Origin of the sequence: Stieleria magnilauensis (genome assembly GCA_007753675.1) — a bacterium.
GTDB classification, from domain to species: Bacteria; Planctomycetota; Planctomycetia; order Pirellulales; family Pirellulaceae; genus Stieleria; species Stieleria magnilauensis.
Genome location: CP036432.1, coordinates 4,850,437 through 4,867,175, shown reverse-complemented (window position 1 = coordinate 4,867,175; position 16,739 = coordinate 4,850,437). Strand labels below are relative to the sequence as shown.

Here is a 16,739-nt window from a genome sequence, read left to right as displayed (position 1 = left end):
AGCAGCAGTTTGTGGATCTCCCATTTTTCTTCGCATGAGAGCAAATGACAAAGCCACATCGATGGAAACCAAATTGGCGAAGCTCTCGTTTGAAATGTCCGGCTCGTGGCTATCGACGAGAGGCGAAGATCTGGCCGATCCGATGAACTCAGTCAAAGCCGAATTGCCGGCTTCGACTTTACGAAAACTAATTCCTACCCGCTACAAAGAGAATCCAATGTCGCTTCAAGAACAGCTATCTACACTTAAAGCACAAACCATCGCCAATCTCCCCGAGGAACTCGCCGCCGTCATGGTGGACGAGACGGAGAAATTGACCGCATCCGGTATCGTCGCGTTGGCCCCGAAGCCTGGAGACATTTTCGAAGACTTCACGCTGCCCAACCATCTCGGCAAAAAGAGAAGCCTCGCTGCCCTGAGAGAACGTGGGCCTGTCGTCGTGACGTTTTACCGGGGTGGATGGTGTCCGTACTGCAACCTGGAATTGCGGGCCTACCAGGCAGTTCTTCCTGAAATCAAGGCTGCGGGAGCGACTTTGGTCGCCATCACGCCCGAACTCCCTGACGCATCTCTGTCGACCTCCGAGAAGAACGAGTTGGAGTTTGAAGTACTCACCGACGCCAACTCAGACTACTCACGAGAAATCGGGCTCGTCTTTACGCTGCCGGCGAGGCTACGTCCCATCTATGAGGCATTTGGGATCAATGTTGAAGCACACAACGGAGACGGACAATTCGACCTGCCGCTTGCCGCGACTTTCATTGTCGACGTCGATGGATCGATCGCTAGTGCCTTTGGAATTGCGGACTACACCGTGCGCGCAGAGCCGTCGGATGTTTTGGAGGTGCTTCGATCGCTCGTCATACAAAACGCTTGAGTCTGCAATCGCGGAGTTTCGCGATCGGGCCCCACGGGCGACCGATCCGGTTTACAACAAAACGCAAAGATTGGCTTGAACGGGTATAATCGGACATCGCCCAGGAGAAGGGAAGAGAGCTGTTAACAGCGTTGGATCCGCAATGTCGCGAGCTCTGCTTGACAAGAATCAACGCTGTCGGCAACGGTAAGCCGCGAAGGAAACGGAACCACTTGTGTTACGTTGTTCCGACGAATCCAACACGCTGAAACTTGAATCCGGAGAGCCAACGTTCAGTGATGGCAACAATCTTAACAACGATTATGGTGATTGCGGTGGCGGGCAGCGGGCTGATGGCTGGGCTGTTCTTTGTCTTTTCCTTTTCGGTGATGGATGCCTTGGCGCAAATGCCGACGTCGGAGGGAATGAAGGCCATGCAGCTGATCAACCGGACGATCCTGAATCCCGTATTCCTGAGCGTTTTCTTTGGAACGGCCCTGGCCTGTATGCTCGTTACGATCATCTCCGCATGGCAGCGGCCACCCGAGTACGGTTTGGCCGTCGCGGGAGCCTGCGCGTATTTGTTTGGCGGTTTCATGGTGACTGCAGTATTCAATGTCCCACTGAACAACGCTCTCGACAAATTGCCTCTCGACGCACCGGAGAGCAACCATGAATGGAACCGCTACCTGAGGCTCTGGACGCGATGGAATCATTTTCGCACGGCAGCATGCATTTTGGCGTGCGTGCTCCTTGCGATTGGGCTTACGTAGCGCCGCGCGAACGACAATTCTGAAATCGGACGAAACGAAATGAATGTTACGATGACAGTCCTCGTGCTTGGTGCCACTGGAGCGACGGGGCGGCTGCTGGTGCGGCAACTGCTTGACCGCGGTCTGAAGGTCAAAGCGATCGTGCGTTCACCCGACAGGATTCCCGATTCCCTTCGGCAGCACGAGAGTCTATCGCTTATCCGTGCGAGCGTATTGGATCTCAGCGATACCGAAATGGCGGAGCACGTAGCCGGATGTAAGGCGGTGGCATCTTGCTTGGGGCACAATCTGACCTTCAAGGGCATCTTCGGCCAGCCGCGCCGACTCGTGACTGATGCTGCTGAACGATGTTGCCAGGCCATGAGGGCCAACGGCACTGACAAGCCAAATAAGTTCGTTCTGATGAACACGGCCGGAAACAGCAATCGCGATCTAAACGAGCCGATTTCACTCGCTCAGAGCTGCGTGATCGGGCTGCTTCGATGGCTGGTGCCGCCTCATCGAGATAACGAGAAAGCCGCGGACTACCTGCGAACGGAGGTTGGTAAGAATGATACTGAGATTCAGTGGGCGGCCGTTCGTCCAGACAGCCTGTTCGACGAAGACAGCGTGAGCGCCTACGAGTTACATCCGTCGCCGACCAGGAACGCGATTTTCAATCCAGGGCGAACGAGTCGCATCAATGTCGCACATTTTACGGCTGACCTGATCACGAACCATGACGCCTGGGAGAAATGGAAAGGTCAGATGCCGGTGATCTACAACCAGGAATCTTGAGCGTACAGAGTTGGGTAGACCCTCAGCATGCGAGGCCACGCTGGTCGGTTCGACACCAAGACCTTTAAGATCCTAAGCGTTAGCGATTTTCCTTCGACGCACACTTCGTCAAGAACGTACATGAATCTGGGCAAGATTGCGGCGAATCGAAGAATCTGGTGAAGCTACGGCCTGAATATCGCGAGCATCGGTAGAAAACCCGCAGGTAGCGGCAAAGATTCATACGCAAGTTGCGAATATCCGCGAGTTCGGATTCCTCATTTGGCATCCATTGAAATGTTCACAAGATCAGCATTCGAGACGGAGCGCTCGCCTGACCATCCCCATCCTCTGGCAAAGTTGACAGCGTGAATTTCCTGGGAGACACAGAGCTAACACCTCAGCCGCAAGTTTCGTCGCCAAGCAAAACTCTTCTTCCGCTCATTGTACTGGTGTGCCTTACTCTGATAACGCAACTCGGTAGTTTGGCCTATACCATTGACGGGAGCTTCCTATCCGCACTAGCGCCAAGCGCCCTTGTGTTGTGTGCGGTCACAATTCCACTGGCGGCGTCAGGGTTAATCCTCGGACAAAAGATCGGCCTGGGCGCGCCTTTGGTGACGGACCTACTCAATCGCGCTCCAGGATCCGGTAGGAAACTATCCTCTGATGCATGGCTTTCCGTCTCCCTGGGGCTAGGTCTTGGCATCCTGCTGCTCCTGCTTCGGTTCGCAGCTCGGCCGTATCTGCCACCTGAGCTACCGGACCTTGGACATCGAGGCGTATTGGGCGGACTGTTGGTTTCAGTCAGTGCTGCGGTGGGAGAAGAGGTCTGGCTGCGCCTCGGAGTTATGACCATTCTTGTCTGGATCTTTTTGCTTTTGCCCGGACATCACAGAGTTTCTCCGGTCGTCGGATGGTCTGCCATTGTTGTGTCTGCATTGGCTTTCGCGGCCATGCACTTACCCCAGCTTGCCTCCTATGGGGCAGCCAATGGCGTCGGCATCGCGGCTACGATGATGGGAAACACACTCGTAGGAGTCTTGTTCGGGTTCCTGTATTGGCGGCGTAGTCTTATCGCGGCAATGTTGGCTCACTTCGCGGTGGACCTCGTACTCCATGTTCTTCCTGCATTAGTAACCTGAGCCGGAGCGAGAAAGCAAAAGCGCGTTCTACTGACACCAGAATGGCCAATCCGTCGGCTGCTCAAGGGTCTGGAGCTCGCCCTTGGCGTTCACGGCATCGCACTTTCAACTCCACGCGGTTGCATCGACCGCCGCAGCGAACGGATCCGGCTTCAGCGCGGCGGTCAGATTCACCGACTGCACGAACGGCATTTCCTACGTGCTGTCGGGTGCATCGACCAGCGCGGCGTTGCGAAATCGTCTGGGCGCACTTTTCTCGAGATCTGGGACCAAAATGAGAGGAGTCTCCAGCGAATGCCCAAATCGGCAGATCGGCAGCGGTGTCGGGACTAAAGAGTGATAGCCGTTCGACTTCGGCCTTGAGTTGGCTGGCTCCGAATCTCATCAAGTCACTAATATGGATGCGGCAGTGACCATAAGGTCCAGTGGTTTGTTTGCTAAAAGGATTCTCGACTCACGGGCCTCCAGATCCCGGTCGTTATGTGGCCTCTACAATCTTTTACTTCTATGGCATCGCGCGTAATCGCAATTGGTGACGTCCACGGCTGTTCGACCGCTCTACGCAGTTTGATCAATTCCATACAGCCCAATCGATCCGACACCATCGTGACACTAGGGGACTACGTAAACCGTGGGCCAGACGGCCGCGGCGTCATTGAACAACTCATTGCACTTCGCGACCAGTGTGCGCTGATTCCCTTGCTTGGCAATCACGACCAGCTGCTGTTACGTAATCAATCGTCACGCACGGAGATTCCTGGGCACCCGCCGATCGACCCAGACAATGGGCTGGAGCTGTTTCGCGACGAACACTTTTCATTTTTGCAGACGTGTGAACTGTACTTCGAGATCGAGACCCATTTCTTCGTGCATGCCAACTACGACCATAAGAAGCCACTTGCACAACAAGATCCGTACACGCTGCTATGGCTTTCGCTCGACTCAAAGATGCCGAAACGCCATTTCACGCGCAAGACCGCGATTGTGGGGCACACTGAACAACAGGATGGTGACACCCTAGATCGAGGGTACCTCAAATGCATCGATACGTACTGCTACGGCGGCGGCTGGTTGACGGCATTTGATGTACACTCTGGAAAACAGTGGCAGTTCGACCAAAACGGAGTGCAACGTCAGGCAGCCACATAATCGTCGCATCATCCGGAGAGGCGGTGGTCAACCGGTAAAACCCCCGCTGTTCGGTGATGCGGAACGGCACGATGTTAGCCTTTAGCGGCGTTGCGGTCGGTTGCATTTCGGCGCTGCGGATGCATCGACCGCCAGCTCGAAGCCATTTCGCTTCGGCGCGGCGGTCAGATTCACCGCCTGCACGAATGAAGTTCACCTCAGTGAACCCCAAGTTGGCTCGTTTGACTTGACGATCGCCCTGTTCGCATGTTCAGTGACGCCCTTAATCGAAATCGCCCTGTCCGGTTTTCGATGTTCCGGCGTCGGCCACCGGTGCAGCGCCGGTGTTCGGGACCGAGGGCAATTTGCCAGTCTTCCACGAACTCTCGACTTGTCCAACTTCAGCGTGGGAAGATCAGCCGGATCGGCCTGATCAGACAGGTCCGACTGATCGAAGCAGAGAGAAAAGACAGCTCGTCAGAGGGCATCTCCTCGTCGGCAGCGACCGCGCCAGCTGTTTCGGGTTACGATAAAAACAGTCCCAACTGCGATCGGCCTTTCACTCAATCACCAATGAGTCAGTACCTTGCTAGACGACTTTGATCTTTTCGGCGATGTAGGTGGATCCAACAACTCCATTGGCTGTGGAGGGCTAATGATCATGTTCGGCATCGCTGCGCTACTGTTCGTCATCGTTATGGCTTGGATGTCGTGAGAGCGTTTTCGTCGTGCTGAGGTTGCATGGACCGAGGCGGTTTTGAGTCGGCCGGAAGTCGGGGCGGTCAGATTCACCGCTGCGTTAAAAAGGACAAGATCCGCTGGCAGACACCGGAGCTTCGTTCGGCACGATGGAAAACGGTGTTTCGGACTTCGCTAGGCAACCGGGTGAACAAACCCCAGGTGTCCTTCGAAGTGTCGGCATTGCAATGCGTCGTGTTGCGCGCGGGTCATGTTGCCGAAGAAGACGTGCCGGGGCAGTGGATCGGTGGTCTTGAATTTCTCGCACGCTTCGCGCAGATGCTGCAGCCCGTCCTCGACCGACACCGCTTCACTGGGCCATAAGACATTCTGGGCCTTGGACGGTAATTTAAAACCCGTCTGCGCCTTGCGCAATACCAGCGGTCGGATCAACCGCGACAAGATTCGCATCGGCAGCGGTGAAGGCGGCATCGTCCGCTCACCCAACACCACCTCGAAGGTTCGCGCCAAGTGCTCAAAAATCTGCCCGAGTGAAAACTGACCCGTCGTCCGGGTCTCTGCAGCGGCTAATCGCTCGGCTTCCGCCATGGCCGCGTCGATCGATTCGAAACGCAGGGTGCGATGCTCAGTTGCCATTAGACGGTTCCTTTTCGGGTTGTGAACAGAGTACTCACTTGCAAACGTTGGTCAGTGTTCCGATGCCGTCGACGATCACACTGCAGCGATCTCCCGGTTTCAGGTAGACCGGCGGATCTTTGGCGTCGCCGACGCCGGGCGGCGTTCCGGTAAAAATCACGTCGCCGGGCTTCAGCGTGACGAACTTGGACAGGTGCGCGATCGTCGTCGGAATGTCGAAGATCAATTGAGCCGTCGTGCTCTCCTGGACGATTTCGCCATTGAGCTCCATCCGCACGCGAACGTCTGACGGGTCGGGCAATGCTTCGGTCGTCACCATGCACGGTCCCAACGGGGCAAACGTGTCAAAGGTCTTGCCGAGCAACCATTGACCGCCCGGACGACCCTTTTGCCAATCGCGTGCCGAGACGTCGTGTCCGCAGGTGTAACCATAAACATGCTGCATGGCGTCGTCGACGGAAACATTGCGGCCTTCACGCCCGATCACCACCACCAACTCGGCTTCATAATCGACCTTGTGGGCAATCTCCGGCAATTCGATCGCTTGCCCATGACCGATCACCGCTGTGCTGAATTTGCTGAACACGACCGGTTCGGACGGGATCGGCGAATTGGTCTCGATCGCATGGTCTCGATAGTTCAGTCCGATGCAGATGACTTTATCGGGCGTCGGCACCGGCGGTAACAAAACGTCCGGCGCGGGCGACCAGTGCTCCTCGGCGAGTCCCGTCGGATCCGGAAGCTCACTCGGTGACAGTCCGAACAATTCCAATTCAACCGGGGCGCTGTCCATCACCAGACGTAACGGACAAACCTTGCCGTCGCGATAGAAAGCGTACTCGGGACGACCGTCGGGACCGGGGATGCGACAGATTGACATGGCAGGATGAAAGTTCGCGTGAAGGTTGGTTCAGTCGAATCATCCTGCACTGTTCCGGCCCGATTGCCAACCCGGCGACCGGCTCAACGCCAAGCCCAACGCAATCATCGAGACGAGCCATTGGGTCCCTCCGCAGTGTCAATCAGACTGTGCTTCACGGCCCACCCGCATGCATCGCGAGCCCCTCACGATGCCCGCCGCGGTGACAAAAAACCTCAGCGGCGCAGAGTCGCTAGAAATCCGAAATCATCTGTTCACGCAGCTTCATCAATTCGATCACCATGTCGCTGTGCTCGCCGGCCAGATTCCGTTGCTCGCCCGGGTCACGCGACAAGTCCGCCAGAAAGAGTTTTTCTTTCAATTGACCGCCACTGACCTGTTGGGTCTGCGGCGGTGTGGTGTCGCGAGGATTGCCGATCAGCTTCCAGTGGCCACGGCGAACGGCCCACTGGGGCGAACGCCCGGCGCCCATTTGCCAATAAAATTGTTCACGCGGTGCGGGGGCGTTCTTGGCCAACACCTCAACCATCGAAACGCCGTCCAGCTTGGTCTTCGGCAACGCGACATCACACCACTGGGCGACGGTGGGAAACCAATCGCACGAGGTGATGAACTGGTCACGGGTTTCCCCGGCCGGCAGCCGCCCGGGAAAGCGGACGACACTGGGCACCCGAATCCCGCCTTCGAACAGGGAGAATTTCGCGCCACGATACGGACCCGCGTCGCCGCCCCCGCCGAACGCGCGTGTTTCCGTACTGTGCCCGTGATCGGGCTGATAGATCACGATCGTATTGTCCGACAAACCACGCTCGTCCAAATAGTCCAGCACCTTTCCGATGTACTGGTCCATCGTCGACACAAAGGCGCAATACTCACGACGGGGTGTCGGCAAATCGCTGTAGTGCTCCAGCCACTCCGGCGTTCCCTGATAGGGATAGTGCGGCGCGTTGAAGGCCCAATACAGCATCCACGGCTTTTCGTCCGGACCGTCGCCGGATTGTCGGTCGATGAATTGTTTGCATCGATCGACCATCAACTGCGGAAAGTACTCACCGGGGCGATGCACTTCGGTCCCGTTGTCCCACAAGTCGTGACGGTTCGGTCCCGACCAATAAAAGAAGTGCGAAAAATTGTCGATGCAGCCTTCCAGGTGACCGAACCAGCGATCGAACCCTTGGCCGGCGGGATTGATCGTCTCGGTACGTCCTAAGTGCCACTTGCCCACGTGACCGGTGGCGTAACCCGACTGGCGAAACGCTTCTGCGATCGTAACCTCTTCGGTCTTCAGGTCACCGTTTCCCGGTTGTCCTGCTCGCGCCGGGTAACGCCCAGTCAGCAAACCGACGCGACTGGCCGAACACACCGGTGCGGCGGAATACATTTGGGTCAGCTTCAAGCCCTGGCTCGCCAAGCGGTCCATGTTCGGCGTCTTTAAATCCTTGGCGCCAAAACAACCCATGTCGATCGAACCTTGATCGTCACCATAGATGATCAGGACGTTGGGACGCTTTGCGTCCGCCACGTCTCCGATGGCAAGAGTCAGCGCAATCGTTAGCGCAATCGTCAGCAGCAAAAAAACAGTCTGTCGCATGGAGCGTGTCCGGTGGGAACGGTCGCGGGAAGGATGGACGCGATAGTTTAACCCACATTCACTCCTGCGTGCCCGTTGGAGTGTGGCTTCCAGCACGAGGCGTCAGCCAGTGGCGCGTGAAGACACACCGTTTCTTCTCGCGACGGCACGTAGCACCACACCAACCATTTCGACAAGCTGGAAGCCCGCTCCCAAGAGCTATTCGCAGAACGCTGCCAACGCCTCCGCATTGGCATGGTCATCGAACACCGCGGCGATTGGGATCTGGAATCCTTCGACCACCCTCGACTCGATCGATCCGCCCGCCAACTTTTGAGCCAGGTGATAGCCTCTCACGCCTTCTCTCAAGACGTATTGCTCGATCGCCTCTCGTCAGGCGATCAGTTCATTGATCACTTCGCCGCCGAATTGGCTGAGCTGTTTGAAACGGCCGCCGTGGAAATACGTCAGCTTGTTGTCGTCCAGTCCCAGCAGTTTCAACAGCGTCACGTGGAAATCGCGAATCGGGTGCACACACTCGACTGCCGACGAACCGAGTTCGTCCGTGGCACCGACCACGCCGGGTTTCACGCCGCCACCGGCCATCAGCATCGTCATCGCCATGTTGTTGTGGCCCCGGCCGAGTGAATAGACGCCGCCGCGTTTGTTGTTGTCCGGCGTGCGACCAAACTCGCCCGTCCAAATCACCAGCGTGTCTTCCAACATGCCGCGTTGTTTCAGGTCGCGAATCAGGGCCGCCATCGGCTTGTCGACGCTCTTGATTCGCGAGGAGTGACCGCGTTCCAGATAATCGTGACTGTCCCATCCGCCGCTGAAGATCTGGACGAATCGAACACCGCTTTCGACCAACCGCCGCGCCATCAAACATTGTCGTCCAAAGGTTTCGGTCTCCGGATCGTCCATGCCGTACATCGAGATCGTGTCCTGGGACTCTTTGGCCAAATCGATCACGCCCGGCACTTCGGTCTGCATGCGGAACGCAAGCTCGTAGCTCTGCATCCGGGCGCTCAGTTTTTGATCCGCGGCGCCCAATGAATCCAGGTGCGCCTTGTTCAGCCGCGCCAATTCGTCGAGCGCACGCCGTTGGTGTTCACGCGACTTGAAATCCTGTGGCGTCAGATCCAAGATCGGCGAACCTTCCGGACGCAGACGCGTGCCCTGGTAATACGGCGGCAGAAAACCGTTGCTCCAGTTCGTCGGACCGCCCTGTGGCAATGCCAGTTCCGTCATCACGACGTAGCCCGGCAGATTCTGATTTTCCGTCCCCAAGCCGTACGTCGCCCAGGCGCCGACCGCGGGATCTCCTCCCAAGCGACTGCCCGTATTCATGTGGAACAACGCTTCGGGGTGATTGAGCGATTCGGCTTGGCAACCGCGATAGTTACACAGTTCGTTGGCGACGTAGGGATCCGATAGGTATTTCCATTGGTCGCACATTTCGATGCCGGTGTCACCGACCTTGTTGAACCCGAACGGGCTGCCGACGAAGAACTTGAAGCCTTGCTCTTGGCCCGCCTTCAGCTTGGACTCGGTCTTGTGCAGACGTGTCAATTCAGGCTTGGGGTCAAACGTGTCCATTTGGCCCGGTCCGCCTTCCATGAACAACATGATGACGTTCTTCGCCTTGGCCGGCATCATCGGAGGCTTGGGCGACAGCGGCGAACCACCCGCGGCCGGTTGCACCGCCTCTTCGCCTTGAAGCAGCGCCGAAAAGGCAACCGAACCTAAGGAAGCACCGAGTCCGAATAACGCGTCGCGACGATTGAGTGATGGATTCATTTGACTAATTTCCTGTGCGATGAAGTTTTGTTGTTTGTGTTGAAGGTGTGTTCGGCACGCGCCACTGGCTGACGCCACGTGCTGGTCTCTGCACCGTCATTCCACGTACATGAACTCATTGGTGTTCCATAACAGCAAACACATGTCCGCCAACGCCCGTGTCTGCGGTGACACGTCACTGGCCTTGCGATCGTACTCGTAGTCTTCAAAGACCGGCAAAATCTCTTCGTACTCGAACACCTTGCCCGAGAACTCCTCCACCAGCGAACGCGTGATGGTGGTCGGATACTCGACCGGCGCGGGGTCGACCGATTCGTGATAGCTGCGCATCTCTTTAACATAACGTGTCAACTGCTGGCGCTCGTCGTCCGAAGCATCGCGGCCGAACGTCAAACGAAACGCCCGATCGATTTGTGCCGGCAACGCGTCACGTTCCTTTTCCAGCCGCAGCGCGAACGCGATCGATCGGTCGGTCATCATGGCGCTGTTAAGCAGCGTGAACACTTGAGGTGTCACCGAGGCGGATTCGCGCAGTTCACACGACTCGTTCGGGTTCGGTTGGTTGAACAACTCCGTGAACGGATCGGCCATCCCGCGGACGTGATACGCGTAGATCGTTCGACGATTGCGCTGATCGGCCTTAGGCGACGGTTGGTAAGACGGGGCGAGCGAAAATTGAATCATTCTCGGTTGCAACGCCACTTCCATGTTGATCTCCGGTTTGATCGGCACACCGCCGTCGCAGTGACGCAGTTCTCCGGTGATTGCCAGCACCGAATCACGCAGCTCCTCGGCACTCAATCGACGGCGTGGGAAATGCGAAAGCAACCGATTGTTCGGATCCACTTCGGCGAGCGTTTCGCTGTCGGTCGGAACCGTGGACCGTCGATAGGCATCTGACAGCATGATCATGCGATGCATCCGTTTGATCGTCCAACCATTTTCGACAAAGTCGCTGGCCAGGTAATCGAGCAATTCCGGGTGCGAGGGTTTGTCGCCCTTGGCGCCAAAGTTATTGGCGTTGGCCGCCAAGCCGACTCCGAAATGGTACTGCCAAATTCGGTTGACGATCGAACGCAGCGCCAGTGCGTTGTCCGGATGAGCGATCCATTTGGCCAGTCCCAATCGTCGTCCGTCGATTTCAGGCGTCAGCAGGAAGGGATCTTCGTTTGCTCCCGGATCCAGCGACGGACTGGCCGGCAACGCCACCGCACTCAAGACACCCGGCAGGACCTGATCACCGAGCGCCGTCAATGCTCCGCCGACCAGGATATGATTGACAACCGAAGGCGATTCTTTCTTCGGCTTTCCGATCCGCAGCTTGCGAGCTCCGTTCCACGCCATCTCGGCGTATGCCGCGTTGTAGACGCTTTGCGCCATCGGCTCGTAGCGTTCCAAGCGTCGTTTCCAGATCCACTCGTCTTGCTCGCGGACCTTTAATTGTCCCTGTTCGACGTAGTCCAGCCCGACATGCCGTTCCGGCTTTTCTTCATCGGGCAAGTCCTTTCGCTGGTTTTCATTCTTGTAGGGCAGCCCGTGTTCTTCGAACCATTTCCTTGCCGCCGCTTCACGTTTTTCGACCAGCTTGTTCTTTTCCGAAACCGCAAAGTCCAACATTCTCTGAACGTGTGCCCGACCGCTTTCAAACCCGTCGGTCGATTCTTCGGGCAGCAGTGGCACCGCGCGTTCGGCCATGTGCGTCGTCGAAAACGCCGCGTACATGCGGTAGTAATCTCGCGTGGGGATCGGGTCGAACTTGTGATCGTGGCACTTGCAGCATCGCATGGTGGTCGACAGGAACGTCTGGCCGGTGATGTTGACCAAGTCGTCCAAGTAGATTTGTCGTGCTTCGTCGGCTTCGATCATCGCGTTGTCCCACGGGCCGAGTCGCAGGAACCCGGTCGCGACCAGCCACTCGGATTCTTCGGGCGTGTAGTTGCCGTTGAGCCGGGTTTCTTCGACGACGTTTTCATCGCCACCGCTGCGGGTTCGCACCGACTCGTCTGCCAATTCGTCGCCGGCGAGTTGTTCGACGATGAACTCGTCGTACGGTTTGTCTTCGTTGAACGATCGAATCACGTAATCACGGTAACGCCACATGTTGGAACGCTCGTAATCGTTCGACATGCCGCCGGTGTCGGCGTAGCGTGTCACGTCCAGCCAGTGACGTCCCCATCGCTCCCCATAGCGTGGACTGGCCAGCAAGCGATCGATCGTGCTCGACCAGGCTGCATCCGGATCTTTGTCCCACGCCTGGATAAACGCGTCGACTTCTTCGGGCGTCGGCGGCAATCCGGTCAAATCATGTGTCGCCCGACGCAATAGGTCGCGTGGTTCGGCTTGCGGGGAGGCTTGCAGGTCCGCTTGTTGTAACTTGCGGTCGACGAAGTAATCGATCGCTCGCTCTGTCGGAGTGCCTTCTGGTAACAACTCCGACTTCGATTTTAGCTTTTCCCAAGCCCACAGATCCTCGGGCTGGTAGCGGCGGTCGGTCCACTGCTCGCTGGTGCCGCCGCTGGTCGTGAACAGCACGCCATCTTTGGTCGATTTCTTGGTTCGTTCTTCGTCACGGTATCGTTGCTGGGTTTCTTCATCGGGCCAGGGGGCACCGCTCTTGATCCAGCGGCGGAACAGTTCAACCTGCTCGTCGCTCAATCGATCGTTCTCCTTGGGCGGCATCTCCAAGCCTTCCCAAGCGATCGCCTCGATCAAGGTGCCCTCATCGGGATGGCCTGGGACGATCGACGGCTCTTCCGATTCGCCGCCGCGCAACAAGTGGTCGCGGCTGACCACGCTGAATTCACCCTTGATGTCCTCTTCGTCGCCGCCGTGGCATCCCAGGCACTTGTCCTTCAACAGTGGCAAGACTTTGAGCGTGAAATCGCGTTCCGCCGCCTGCGCCGAATCCGCCTGCCAATCGCCCTCGGCCGATTCGTCCGCCCGCACCATCCCGGCCAGCAACACCACCGCCACCACCGCCAGCGGGAAGCGTAAGCGAGCGGCCATCACCAGCGGGAAGCGTGAGCGAGCGGCGCCGGAAACGAAATCGGTCACGCGCCACTGGCTAGCGCCACGTGCTGGCCTGTCATCCACGCGTGAACACGTCTGGGATGCGCTCGATCGTCGTCGGGAGTAACTTGATTGCATTCCGGTGGGTCTATCGCTCATTCGGGTTTCCAGCGTGATAGAGATTAGAGATTTCTTCGTGCAGGAGTGCGCCGGAGAAAAGCGCGAACTCGTCCACACAACCATTCAAATTTCGAACCACAAACGTTGCATCGCTGCGGTACATCGGCTCGCTCCAATTGCAAATCGATGCGGCACCGATCTTGATCGATTCGACCAAAAACGTCTCCGGAATCGATTCACGACTGATCGGTGCGCCGTTGACATAGTGGGTCACCAGTTTCTGGTCGACATCGTAAACCGTGGCCAGCATGATCCACTGACCACTCATCGAGGTTTCCCAAAACGGCGGGGAGTAAAACACTTGGCGCTCCCGTTCGGCTGGCGACAGGTGATCGATGTCGGGTGGTTTGACGGAGAAGAACATTCGGCCGTCATTCATGAGTTGCCAATGCGGCTCGCGATCTTCGTGGCCGTCGGTCAGGAACAGTGAATTGTACCATCGATCCAGGCTGTTGATTTTCACCCAGCACATCAGCGTCAACCCGCGATGCTCTCCGGGAACCACAACTCGGACACGGCTGCCCATGCGGCTGAAATCCAACGCTCCGCCGTCACGTCCCCAACGGTCTTGGGTCCGTGTCGCGGCGACGACCGCCCCGTCGCCAGCGATCGCTGTGCCGTTGACCCGGCTTGCCGCCGACGCCCGATTGACCAGTGTTCGCGACCAGCCTTGCGTCGGGTCGACCAAATAGTGTGCCATCAGCCGCGGGTCGTTGCGGAGTAATTGTGTGGCGAGTTGCCAGCGACGAAACTGATCCGACTGTCGCTCGGCCAATACATCTTGAAAGGCGGCCGGTCCGATCAATGCGATGTCTTCGGCCGACTCCTTCGCCAACGTTCCGTCGGCAGCCAATTCGACCCCTTCGCCGTCGCGCAGTCGCCGCGTCTCGGCTTCTCGCGTTCGCAATTCCACTTCGCCGTCGACCACTTTCACGCTCGAACGCGTCTCGTCCACATCGACGGTGAACTCGGTGCCCAAATCGATGACTTCCCCGGCTCCGGTTTTCAGACGGAACCCGTGGGCGGGTTCGGGCACGTGAGCCCTCGCGCTGCCTTTCCGCATGCTGACTTGCATCGGCGAATCGATCGAAAACATCGCCTCGCCGCGAATCACCATCTGCACGCCGCTAAACAGCTCGACGTGGACCAAACCGGACACAAGGTGCAACTCGCCCTGCGGCAACAATCCGCCGTTTTCGATCGCCTCGCCTTCCCAAACCGCATCGGACTGTCCGCTCAAGACGCCGAAACCGGTCGCCGAGGGTTCGTTTTTCTGGATGGTTTGTGCCACCTGGGGTCGATCGTTTTGATCGGCGAGTTGATCGGCGGGGCCGGCAAACATCGTCACGAACAAGACCAATCCGGCGGCGATCGCGGCCAACAGGCCGGCCCACCACAGACCACGCTTCGACGTACGCTGCAACAACGGTTCGGCAAGGGGAGGCAAACGGTGAACTTCCTCCGCCGCCAGTTCTTCGAGCAACAGATCCATCTCTAGCCGTCGATAGTAAGCCTTTCGGACTTCGGCATCGACGCTCAGTTCCGCCTCCAGTCTCAGGAAGTCGGCTTCGTTGATGTCGCCGTCCAGCAGCGCATCGAACAGTGTGGTTTGTTCGTCAGGGGTCATTCCGTTTCTCCCGTGGCAAGGAGGCGTCGTTCGATACACTCGGCCAGTGCGGTCCGCAGCCGATGCAGCGTGACTTTGACTCCACCGACGGAGCGTCCGAGCTGGCTGGCAAATTCTGCCAACGGCTGCTGCGTGGCGTAGCGCCGCATCAGCAGTTCGCGGCTGGCCGGTTTTAGCGCCTGCATGCACTCGCGGAGCGCCGCTTGCCGCTCGGCCAAGTCGTCGGTGACCTGAGCCAACTCGGTGGCGACGGTTTCTTCCAATTCGTCGGAGAAATGGAGCCGGGCGTCACGGGCTTGGCGTTTTCGGTGGTTCAAGACTTCGAACCGGGCGATCGCCATCGCCCAGGCCTTGAAGTGGGTGCCGGGCTCGAAATCACCGCGTTTTTCCCAAATTTTCGCGTTGGCTTGCTGGATGACATCGCCGGCGGCGGGGTCGCCCGGCAGCAAGGCGCGGACGTACAACCGCAGCGGCAGCTGGCATTCGGTCAGCAGTCCCACGAAGGCGGAATCAGCAGAATCGTCGGTGCGGGGTTGGTTCACGGGCTCCATGATAAAGAAATGCCGCCCGCGGCCGGCAGGTTAACAAGAATCGAAAAAAAATCCCCGCGTCCCCCCAGCATTCTGCCCCGAATCATTCTGCCTTTTCCCACTCCGCCCGTCGTGTCGCACCGCCACGGCGTCTCGCGATGGATCCGCGACTCCCCCTGGCGGCTGGCTCGCCAGGGGGTGCGTGCCCAGCCATATAGGTTACGGCTCTGGTGAAAAACTGGATCATTCGGGGACAGCGTATCGCCGACCCGACGATAAGGCCGTCAAAGACTGATCCAGCCGAGGATAAGGCGGCAAACAAGTGCCCCTTCCTGGCCGACCAGGCGATAAACAAGTTCGCCGAACTATGTCGTTTCCTTCGCTGCTGGCTCAAGCGTCAACTTGAGGTTGCGATAGTCGACTCGCAGTTCCAAACCGAGAAGCAGCCCGACACCGAGCAATGGACACTCTCCGTCGTTTGCGATGACTTCAAGGTTGCGTTTGTCCCCAAACCACTCGATGACGCAACTGTATGTTCGCAACAGTACGTTCGCAACTCTATCTGTGAACCATCTGCAAGCACCGCATCAACGCTTCCCGACTGTTGCAATCCCAGTATCTCGATCGACGCTTTTGGAATGACAAGGTCACCCGTGAACCCAGTGTCAATCCAAACCGCGACTTCACTGTTATCTGATCCGACACGTGACCAGACTTGCAGGGTCAAAAGAGCTCGACCTCCGTTGTCGACAATTCCTTTCATCGAACTTGCATGCAAAATGCAGGGTCGACTTGTGTCCGACACGCAATGCGTGGGCCAACCGGTCGGGATACTTCAATCGCACTGCGCCGATGGCCTCGCTCAACGTTTTCGCAAGGAAATACTCGCCCGACACCGGTTCAATTGCTACAAATTCGTCACGGTGCTCTTGCTCCAAAGATTTTCGGAGTTTCTCGTCATACAGCTTCTTGGCTGCAGCTGCTACATTCTGTTGAGTTTCGCGAACCATGACTGCTCCTTGTGGTACGATCCTAATGTACGCTACCGCAAGTAGTTGGGCCAACCGTAACTTAACCAGGCGGCGAACCATGCGAGGGTGACGGAGCGGCGGCAGCGGCGTTCGAAGTGAAATGTCTCCCGTCGCCGCCC

The 16,739-nt window shown here is 57.7% G+C and carries 14 protein-coding genes; 5 read left to right on the top strand and 9 right to left on the bottom strand.

Annotation, left to right across the window (positions count from 1 at the left end):
• Positions 1-61 precede the first annotated feature (61 nt).
• The 5 genes from TBK1r_RS17090 to TBK1r_RS17070 all read left to right on the top strand — a co-directional run bounded on the left by TBK1r_RS17090 (position 62) and on the right by TBK1r_RS17070 (position 4,679).
• The gene (locus TBK1r_RS17090) at positions 62-877 is read left to right on the top strand and encodes a peroxiredoxin-like family protein (RefSeq protein ID WP_419581441.1); all 816 of its coding nucleotides are present in this window, start codon (positions 62-64) and stop codon (positions 875-877) included.
• Between the two features lie 278 nt (positions 878-1,155).
• Positions 1,156-1,629 carry an anthrone oxygenase family protein gene (locus TBK1r_RS17085; protein WP_419581440.1) on the top strand — a complete coding sequence of 158 codons (474 nt, stop codon included), beginning with the start codon at positions 1,156-1,158 and terminating at the stop codon, positions 1,627-1,629.
• Between the two features lie 39 nt (positions 1,630-1,668).
• Positions 1,669-2,406, top strand: a complete 738-nt coding sequence (locus tag TBK1r_RS17080) for an NAD(P)-dependent oxidoreductase (protein WP_473772515.1) — start codon at positions 1,669-1,671, stop codon at positions 2,404-2,406.
• 347 nt (positions 2,407-2,753) lie between these two features.
• Entirely contained in the window at positions 2,754-3,530 is a 777-nt protein-coding gene (locus TBK1r_RS17075; RefSeq protein WP_145213039.1) for a CPBP family intramembrane glutamic endopeptidase, read from the top strand.
• Positions 3,531-4,037: 507 nt separating this feature from the next.
• Positions 4,038-4,679 carry a metallophosphoesterase gene (locus tag TBK1r_RS17070; RefSeq protein ID WP_419581439.1) on the top strand — a complete coding sequence of 214 codons (642 nt, stop codon included), beginning with the start codon at positions 4,038-4,040 and terminating at the stop codon, positions 4,677-4,679.
• Positions 4,680-5,531: 852 nt separating this feature from the next.
• Here the strand turns inward: TBK1r_RS17070 and TBK1r_RS17065 are convergent.
• The 9 genes from TBK1r_RS17065 to TBK1r_RS38610 all read right to left on the bottom strand — a co-directional run bounded on the left by TBK1r_RS17065 (position 5,532) and on the right by TBK1r_RS38610 (position 16,131).
• Positions 5,532-5,993, bottom strand: a complete 462-nt coding sequence (locus TBK1r_RS17065; protein ID WP_145213033.1) for a DUF1569 domain-containing protein — start codon at positions 5,991-5,993, stop codon at positions 5,532-5,534.
• Between the two features lie 34 nt (positions 5,994-6,027).
• The gene (locus TBK1r_RS17060; protein ID WP_145213030.1) at positions 6,028-6,873 is read right to left on the bottom strand and encodes a fumarylacetoacetate hydrolase family protein; all 846 of its coding nucleotides are present in this window, start codon (positions 6,871-6,873) and stop codon (positions 6,028-6,030) included.
• A gap of 232 nt (positions 6,874-7,105) precedes the next feature.
• Entirely contained in the window at positions 7,106-8,464 is a 1,359-nt protein-coding gene (locus TBK1r_RS17055) for a sulfatase family protein (RefSeq protein WP_145213027.1), read from the bottom strand.
• A 198-nt stretch (positions 8,465-8,662) separates the two neighbouring features.
• Positions 8,663-8,800, bottom strand: coding sequence for a hypothetical protein (locus TBK1r_RS38615; RefSeq protein ID WP_419581438.1), 138 nt, complete (start codon positions 8,798-8,800; stop codon positions 8,663-8,665).
• Positions 8,801-8,836: 36 nt separating this feature from the next.
• Entirely contained in the window at positions 8,837-10,243 is a 1,407-nt protein-coding gene (locus tag TBK1r_RS17050; RefSeq protein ID WP_145213024.1) for a DUF1501 domain-containing protein, read from the bottom strand.
• 96 nt (positions 10,244-10,339) lie between these two features.
• Positions 10,340-13,297, bottom strand: coding sequence for a PSD1 and planctomycete cytochrome C domain-containing protein (locus TBK1r_RS17045; RefSeq protein ID WP_419581437.1), 2,958 nt, complete (start codon positions 13,295-13,297; stop codon positions 10,340-10,342).
• A gap of 103 nt (positions 13,298-13,400) precedes the next feature.
• Entirely contained in the window at positions 13,401-15,059 is a 1,659-nt protein-coding gene (locus TBK1r_RS17040) for a LamG-like jellyroll fold domain-containing protein (protein WP_145213021.1), read from the bottom strand.
• Complete coding sequence (locus TBK1r_RS17035) at positions 15,056-15,601, bottom strand: sigma-70 family RNA polymerase sigma factor (protein WP_145213018.1); 546 nt, start codon at positions 15,599-15,601, stop codon at positions 15,056-15,058. Before TBK1r_RS17035 ends, TBK1r_RS17040 begins: the two co-directional genes overlap by 4 nt.
• Before the next feature lie 353 nt (positions 15,602-15,954).
• Positions 15,955-16,131 (bottom strand): hypothetical protein, encoded by a 177-nt coding sequence (locus tag TBK1r_RS38610; RefSeq protein ID WP_419581436.1) that lies wholly within the window; start codon positions 16,129-16,131, stop codon positions 15,955-15,957.
• Between the last annotated feature and the right edge of the window lie 608 nt (positions 16,132-16,739).

Bases quoted from the DNA above. Each gene is read 5' to 3' on its own strand.
- TBK1r_RS17090 (WP_419581441.1), top strand. From the start codon at position 62: ATGGAAACCAAATTGGCGAAGCTCTCGTTTGAAATGTCCGGCTCGTGG.
- TBK1r_RS17085 (WP_419581440.1), top strand. From the start codon at position 1,156: ATGGCAACAATCTTAACAACGATTATGGTGATTGCGGTGGCGGGCAGC.
- TBK1r_RS17080 (WP_473772515.1), top strand. From the start codon at position 1,669: ATGAATGTTACGATGACAGTCCTCGTGCTTGGTGCCACTGGAGCGACG.
- TBK1r_RS17070 (WP_419581439.1), top strand. From the start codon at position 4,038: ATGGCATCGCGCGTAATCGCAATTGGTGACGTCCACGGCTGTTCGACC.
- TBK1r_RS17065 (WP_145213033.1), bottom strand. From the start codon at position 5,993: ATGGCAACTGAGCATCGCACCCTGCGTTTCGAATCGATCGACGCGGCC.
- TBK1r_RS17060 (WP_145213030.1), bottom strand. From the start codon at position 6,873: ATGTCAATCTGTCGCATCCCCGGTCCCGACGGTCGTCCCGAGTACGCT.
- TBK1r_RS17055 (WP_145213027.1), bottom strand. From the start codon at position 8,464: ATGCGACAGACTGTTTTTTTGCTGCTGACGATTGCGCTAACGATTGCG.
- TBK1r_RS17050 (WP_145213024.1), bottom strand. From the start codon at position 10,243: ATGAATCCATCACTCAATCGTCGCGACGCGTTATTCGGACTCGGTGCT.
- TBK1r_RS17040 (WP_145213021.1), bottom strand. From the start codon at position 15,059: ATGACCCCTGACGAACAAACCACACTGTTCGATGCGCTGCTGGACGGC.